We start from the raw sequence: 743 nt of genomic DNA, 5'->3' as shown, positions 1-743 counted from the left end.
CCTCTGCTCCGGTCAGGGCAGTCAGCGGCTGGGGATGGGGCGGGAGTTGTATGACGCCTTTCCGGTGTTCGCCCGCGTCCTGGACGAGGTGGTCGATGAGCTGGGTCTGCCGTTGCGGGAGGTGATGTGGGCGGCGGACGACTCCGCCGGTCAAGGGCGTTTGGAGGGTACGGAGTTCGCGCAGCCGGCATTGTTCGCACTCGAAGTCGCACTGGGACGACTGCTGGAATCATGGGGCGTACGGCCCGACTTCGTGGCCGGGCATTCGGTCGGTGAACTGGCGGCTGCACACCTGGCGGGGGTGTTCTCGCTGGCGGATGCGTGTGCGCTGGTGACAGCACGCGCACGGTTGATGGGCGAGTTGCCCACCGGCGGCGCCATGATCGCCATACGCGCTACCGAGCAGGATGTGGGGGCGGCACTCGTGGGTGTGGACCAAGTAGCGATCGCGGCTGTCAACGGCCCCGACGCGGTAGTGATCTCCGGCGCGGAAGAAGCGGTCACGCAGGTCACGGCGCGGTTCGCGCACACCCGGCGCCTGCACGTCTCGCACGCCTTCCATTCGCCTTTGATGGATCCGATGCTGGCGGCTTTCCGCAAGGTGGCCGAACAGATCACCTACCACCCGCCCACCATCCCCCTGGTCTCCAACCTCACCGGTGCTCTCGCCGACCCCGAGGAGCTGTGCCGTTGGTCTCCAACCTCACCGGTGCTCTCGCCGACCCCGAGGAGCTGTGCACGCC

General features: G+C 67.6%; 1 protein-coding gene. It reads left to right on the top strand.

What is annotated here, in order from left to right; translation table 11 throughout:
• Positions 1-34: 34 nt before the first annotated feature.
• The coding region (locus FGF04_RS39620; protein WP_328596522.1) for an acyltransferase domain-containing protein at positions 35-743 on the top strand (709 nt) is incomplete at its 3' end.

Source organism: Streptomyces apricus (assembly GCF_008369065.1).
In the GTDB taxonomy this organism is placed as follows: Bacteria; Actinomycetota; Actinomycetes; order Streptomycetales; family Streptomycetaceae; genus Streptomyces; species Streptomyces apricus.
This window is presented reverse-complemented; position numbering and strand designations above follow the sequence as displayed.